Genomic DNA, 5,599 nt, shown 5'->3' on the forward strand with positions numbered 1-5,599 from the left:
TCAGCCACCGAGCAAGAGCAACTGACGAGGCGAGTGCGAGGGTGGTTGGAGAGTCAATGACTCTTGAAATGACCTCGGCCAAGGAGCGAACTTGTTCGCGAGGCGGTGTTTCAGGCACACCGCGCTGGATGCCTCGCCAACAAGTTGGCTCCTACAGATGAAACGCGTTCTGCAGCCTCGACCACAATTGCCCGCCGCTGCTCATCCGGCGTGGCGGACGCCTTCACACGGCAATGGACCCGCTGTAGGAGTGAACTTGTTCGCGAGGCGGTGTCCCAGGCGCACCGCGTTGGACGCCTCGCCAACACGTTGGCTCCTACAGATGAAGCGCGTTCTGTAACCTCGACCACAATTGCCCGCCGCTGCTTATCCGTCGGGGCGCGCCATTGGCGGATGCCTTCCACACAACCTCTGTAGGCGTGAACTTGTTCGCGAGGCGGTGTTTCAGGCACACCGCGTTGGACGCCTCGCCAACACGTTGGCTCCTACAGACCACAATTGCCCGCCGCTGCTCATCCGGCGCGGCGCGCCATTGGCGGATGCCTTCAACACACCGCTGTAGGAGCGAACTTGTTCGCGAGGCGGTGTTTCAGGCGCTCCGCGTTGGATGCCTCGCCAACAAGTTGGCTCCTACAGACCACAATTACCCGCCGCTGCTCATCCGGCGCCGCGCGCCATTGGCGGATGCCTTCCACACACCGCTGTAGGAGCGAACTTGTTCGCGAGGCGGTGTTTCAGGCGCACCGCGCTGGATGCCTCGCCAACACGTTGGCTCCTACAGATGAAGCGCGTTCTGTAACCTCGACCACAATTACCCGCCGCGGCTTATCCGGCGCGGCGCGCCAGTGACGGATGTCTTCAACCCGCTGTAGCTGACGAATTCGTTTACGACCTAACGAAACCCACGTCGATCCCGAATCAGCGTGTAGGCATTGTGTAATTCGCGTGTGCGCTCGGTGGCATCGCGCACTTGTAGTTGAGTTGCGCCCGTCCCGGCGACCTTGTCCGGATGGTGCCGACTCAACAGCCGCCTGTACGCGCGCTTGATCTGTGCGGGTTCTGAGTCTGTCTTTACCCCAAGCAAACGCAACGCATCCTGATACTCATCGCCATTGCCGAGCGGCCGCCGTTGCTGCGGATCGTCCTCGGCGCAAGACAGCGCCTGGACCCTGTCCGCCGACCAGCCCAGCCACTTGCCCCACAGCACGATCAGCTCGCGCTCGCCCCGAGACGCCTTGCCGTCGGCCCAGGCCATACGCCAGCAAGCACGCAAAAGCCCTTCTGCCGCGTGTGGCTGAGTCTTCAAGCGACGCAGAAAACCACGCAGATTGTCACGCCCGTCCTTGCCACGATTGAACGCCTCAATGGCGCGACGTTGTGCCAGCTCGCTCAAATCCAGACGACGCATTTCCTCGCGCGCCTGCTGAATATGCCCATCCACAACCCGGCCATCACTTTTGGCCAGCCGCCCCAGCAGAATGAAAATAAGCTCATCGTCGCGGGGGACAGCGCGCCCACCCAGGCGCTCACGCAGGTGCGCCCAGCTGTGTAATTCAAGACGTCGGTCCAGAGCTTGCCCTAACAACGCTCCGAGCATCGCGCCTGGGATGCTGGCAATCGCGTAGCCCAAACCAGCGCCAATCAGTGTGCCTGGCCACAGCATCTAGCGCTTCACCGCAAGCAGTTGTTCGACTTCAGCCAGACGCTCATGGGTCCCAACATCCACCCAGTGGCCGGTGAAGTGCTCGCCAGTAACCTGCCCTTTAGCCATCGCATCACGCAGCAATGGCGCCAGTTTGAATGCGCCGTCGACGCAGCCAGCAAACAGCCCGGGATGCAGCACCGCAATGCCGCTGTAAGTCAGCCGAGGCAAACTTGCATCGTCCCGCACCTGGCCACCCACCAAGGCGAAATCGCCACCGAGATGGTGCGCAGGGTTATCGACCAGTACCAGATGTGCCAACGTATTAATGGGCGCGTTCAGGGCAGTGAAGTCGCAGTCCGTCCAGATGTCGCCGTTGACCACCAGAAAAGGCTCATCGCCGAGCAACGCCAGCGCACGAAAAATACCACCCCCGGTTTCCAGCGGCTCGCCCTCAGGTGAATAACGAATGTTCATGCCCCATTGCGCGCCGTCACCCAGGTAGTCTTCGATCTGCTGGCCGAGCCAGGCGTGATTGATGACCACATCCTCAAACCCTGCGTCGCGCAAGGCTCTCAGGTGGTATTCGATCAGAGGAATACCGCCGACGCGAACCAGCGGTTTGGGCGTGTGCAGAGTCAGCGGGCGCAAGCGCTCGCCTTTGCCTGCCGCGAGAATCATCGCTTTCATGCATCCCTCTTCAAAACAGTCCTGGCCTTCATCACATCGACACCTTGGTTCTGTCGTTTATTGTTTGGGCTGACCAAGGCTGGTCAGCAAATTGCTGAGTTCGATCAGTTCAGGTCGGCGCGCCAATACCGCTTCTATATAGGAAAAGAAGCGCGGGACGTCGGCGACGTAGCGCGGCTTGCCGTCACGGTGGCAAATACGCGCGAAAATACCGATGACCTTCAGGTGTCGCTGCACGCCCATCAAATCGCTGGCCCGCAGGAACTCATCGAAACTCGCCTGCACCGGGATACCCAGCGCACCGGCCTTTTGCCAATACCGCTTCAGCCACGTGGACACACGCTCTTGCGGCCAGCTCAAGAATGCGTCCTTGAACAGGCAAGTGATGTCATATGTCACTGGCCCGTAAACCGCGTCCTGAAAGTCCAGCACGCCAGGATTGGGCTCACTGAGCATCAAATTGCGCGGCATAAAGTCGCGGTGTACCAACACTTTGGGCTGTGCGAGGGCGCTTTCAATCAACAGATCACTGACCCGCTGCCAACTCGCCTGCTGCGCCTGATCGAACTCGATACCCAGATGATGCTTTACATACCACTCTGGAAACAGCTCAAGCTCACGACGCAACAACGCCACATCATAGCTCGGCAGCGGAGCATCCATCGGCAACTGCTGATAAGCCAGCAACGCATCGATGGCGTCGGCAAATAATTGATCCGCGTTTTGCTCATCGATCACGTCGAGGTAGGTTTTTCGACCCAGGTCGTTCAGCAAAAGGAAGCCTTGCGTCAGGTCTTCGGCATAAATTTTCGGAACATTAATGCCTGACTCACTTAATAAATGAGCGATATCAACGAACGATTTGCAGTTTTCCTGAGGGGGAGGAGCATCCATGACGATAAAAGTTCGCCCCTCGCCTTCCCAGCGGAAGTAACGACGGAAACTCGCGTCGCTACTGGCCGCAGTCAACGTAGCCGGGGGTATCGCGCCCCAGCCTTGAGCGCGAAACAGCGTGGGAAGCTGCTCATCGAGCCAAACTTTCAGGTGTTGCAGGCGTACATCTTGATCTGGCATTGCAAGGGTCTCCGACGGCGCTAGCCGTCAAGCGGGTCATGCTTTATTATCCGACATCTTTTTCAGCCCATCGAGAGGCGTGCGGCCCCCCCGCGGGCAGATGGCGCGCAGGAAGCCCGGATTAATAAGATGGCATTGAAATCCCCCGCGTTTCGTAAAAAATTTCCGTTGCTCGTAACCGGCAGTTTGCTGGCCATGCAACCCCTAGCCATCCAATACGCGGTGGCGGCAGAACAGTTTGACTGCTCGGTATCCGCTGCAGGCTCCTGGGATTGCGCACCAAAAGCAACTGCTGTGCAGTTGCCACCGCGACCGGTACACAGTGCGTCCAGTGTCAGCTCCAACGGCACGGTGACTGAATCCCAGACCACCACGGATGGCGAAGTCGTGCCCAAAACGATGCTGGTCACCGAGGCCAAAGGCCGTGGCCTTAAATCGCGCAGTGCCGACTACAGCCACCTGGACTGGGTTCCCCGTGAACAGCTGACTGCCGCGCAACTGGCCGAGACCGGTCCGTATTGCTCTGGCGCGTATGTCGAGCCGATTCGTCCTGGCATGGATGACAAAACGCCGAAGAGCGAGGCTCCGACATTCATCGGCGCCAAAGCTTCGCGTTATGAGCAGGAAGAACAGGTTGCGACCCTGGCCGGTGACGTTGTCATGCGCCAGGGCAGCATGCAGCTACAGGCTCAGGAAGCCTCGCTGCATCAAGCCGAAAACCGTGGTGAGCTCAACGGCGATGTGCGTCTGCGCGACAACGGCGCGCTGATCGTCGGCGACCATGCCGAGGTGCAACTCGACACGGGCGAAGCCCAGATCGACAACGCCGAATACGTGCTGCACAAATCCAACGTGCGGGGTAACGCGCTGTACGCAAAGCGTGCAGAAAACGCGATCATCCGCTTGAAAGACGGTACATACACCACGTGTGAACCGGGCAGCAACGCCTGGACCATCAAGGGCAACAACATCACGCTGAACCCGGCTACCGGTTTCGGCACGGCGACCAACGCCACGCTTCGGGTCAAAGACATACCGATTCTGTACACGCCTTATATCTACTTCCCGATCGACGACCGTCGCCAGTCCGGCTTCCTGCCACCGACCATCGGTGCCAGCAGCGACACTGGCCTGTCGTTGCTCACGCCTTACTACTTCAACCTGGCGCCTAACTACGACGCCACGTTGTACCCCACCTACATGGCCAAACGCGGCCTGTTGATGGAAGGCGAGTTCCGTTACCTGACCAAGAGCAGCGAAGGTCAGTTCGGCGGCGCGTACCTGAACGACGACGATGATGATCGTAAAGACCAGTCGAACTACACCGACAAGCGTTGGATGGTCAACTGGCAGCACAAAGGTGGTCTGGATTCGCGCTGGGCAACTCATGTCGACTACACCGACATCAGCGATCCGTACTACTTCAAGGATTTGAAAACCGGCCAGGAAGGTCTCGGTACTCACGACTACATCAATCAGCAGGCTGATTTGACCTATCGTGGCGACAGCTATGTCGGTCGCATGAACGTGCAGCGATATGAGCTGGCCAACGTCACGGACATCACGCCGTACGGTCGCTTGCCTCAACTGACGTTGAACGGCACGCTTCCTTATCATCCAGAAGGTTTGCAGTTCGGCTACGAGACCGAGCTGGTTCGCTTTGACCGCGATCTGAGAACCGGCGACTACACCGATAAAGACGGGATTTCCACTCCTCGCCTGGATAGAAACGTTGTCGGTTTGGCACGCGCCAATGGCGATCGACTGAACCTTGCACCGTCGATCAGCTTGCCGCTGACTGCCTCCTACGGTTTCGTAACGCCCAAGCTGAAGTATGTCTACACCCAATACGATTTGGACCTGGACAGCCGCGGCAAAAGTACGCTGCTGTCTGATGAGCAGTACAACAGCTCCGAAAACCGCAGCATTCCGATCTTCAGCGTCGATAGCGGCCTGTATTTCGACCGGAACACCCAGTGGTTTGGCAAGGACTATCGTCAGACCCTCGAACCGCGTCTGTACTATCTGTATGTACCTAACAAGGACCAGACAGACATCCCGGTTTTCGACTCGGGTGAGACAACGTTCAACTACGCCTCGCTGTTCCGCGACAACCGCTTCGTCGGCTCCGACCGTATCGGCGACGAAAACAAACTGTCGCTGGGCGTGACCAACCGCTGGATCGAGGACAAC

Annotated in this window: 4 protein-coding genes; 1 reads left to right on the top strand and 3 read right to left on the bottom strand. The window is 58.7% G+C overall.

Annotation, left to right across the window (positions count from 1 at the left end):
* Positions 1–892: 892 nt before the first annotated feature.
* The 3 genes from VGC62_RS24785 to VGC62_RS24795 are packed head-to-tail and all read right to left on the bottom strand — an operon-like array spanning position 893 to position 3,406.
* The gene (locus tag VGC62_RS24785; RefSeq protein ID WP_331189718.1) at positions 893–1,663 is read right to left on the bottom strand and encodes a TerB family tellurite resistance protein; all 771 of its coding nucleotides are present in this window, start codon (positions 1,661–1,663) and stop codon (positions 893–895) included.
* The gene (gene murU / locus VGC62_RS24790; RefSeq protein ID WP_331189719.1) at positions 1,664–2,332 is read right to left on the bottom strand and encodes an N-acetylmuramate alpha-1-phosphate uridylyltransferase MurU; all 669 of its coding nucleotides are present in this window, start codon (positions 2,330–2,332) and stop codon (positions 1,664–1,666) included.
* A 57-nt stretch (positions 2,333–2,389) separates the two neighbouring features.
* On the bottom strand, positions 2,390–3,406 hold the full coding sequence (locus VGC62_RS24795; protein WP_331189720.1) for an aminoglycoside phosphotransferase family protein: 1,017 nt from the start codon (positions 3,404–3,406) through the stop codon (positions 2,390–2,392).
* Between the two features lie 129 nt (positions 3,407–3,535).
* Between VGC62_RS24795 and VGC62_RS24800 the strand changes: the two genes are divergently transcribed.
* The coding region (locus VGC62_RS24800; protein WP_331189721.1) for an LPS-assembly protein LptD at positions 3,536–5,599 on the top strand (2,064 nt) is incomplete at its 3' end.

Origin of the sequence: Pseudomonas sp., assembly GCF_036404235.1 — a bacterium.
Taxonomy (GTDB): Bacteria; Pseudomonadota; Gammaproteobacteria; order Pseudomonadales; family Pseudomonadaceae; genus Aquipseudomonas.

What these genes read in the sequence shown, in the direction of transcription:
- VGC62_RS24785 (WP_331189718.1), bottom strand. Translation starts at nt 1,663, where the DNA reads ATGCTGTGGCCAGGCACACTGATTGGCGCTGGTTTGGGCTACGCGATT.
- murU (WP_331189719.1), bottom strand. Translation starts at nt 2,332, where the DNA reads ATGAAAGCGATGATTCTCGCGGCAGGCAAAGGCGAGCGCTTGCGCCCG.
- VGC62_RS24795 (WP_331189720.1), bottom strand. Translation starts at nt 3,406, where the DNA reads ATGCCAGATCAAGATGTACGCCTGCAACACCTGAAAGTTTGGCTCGAT.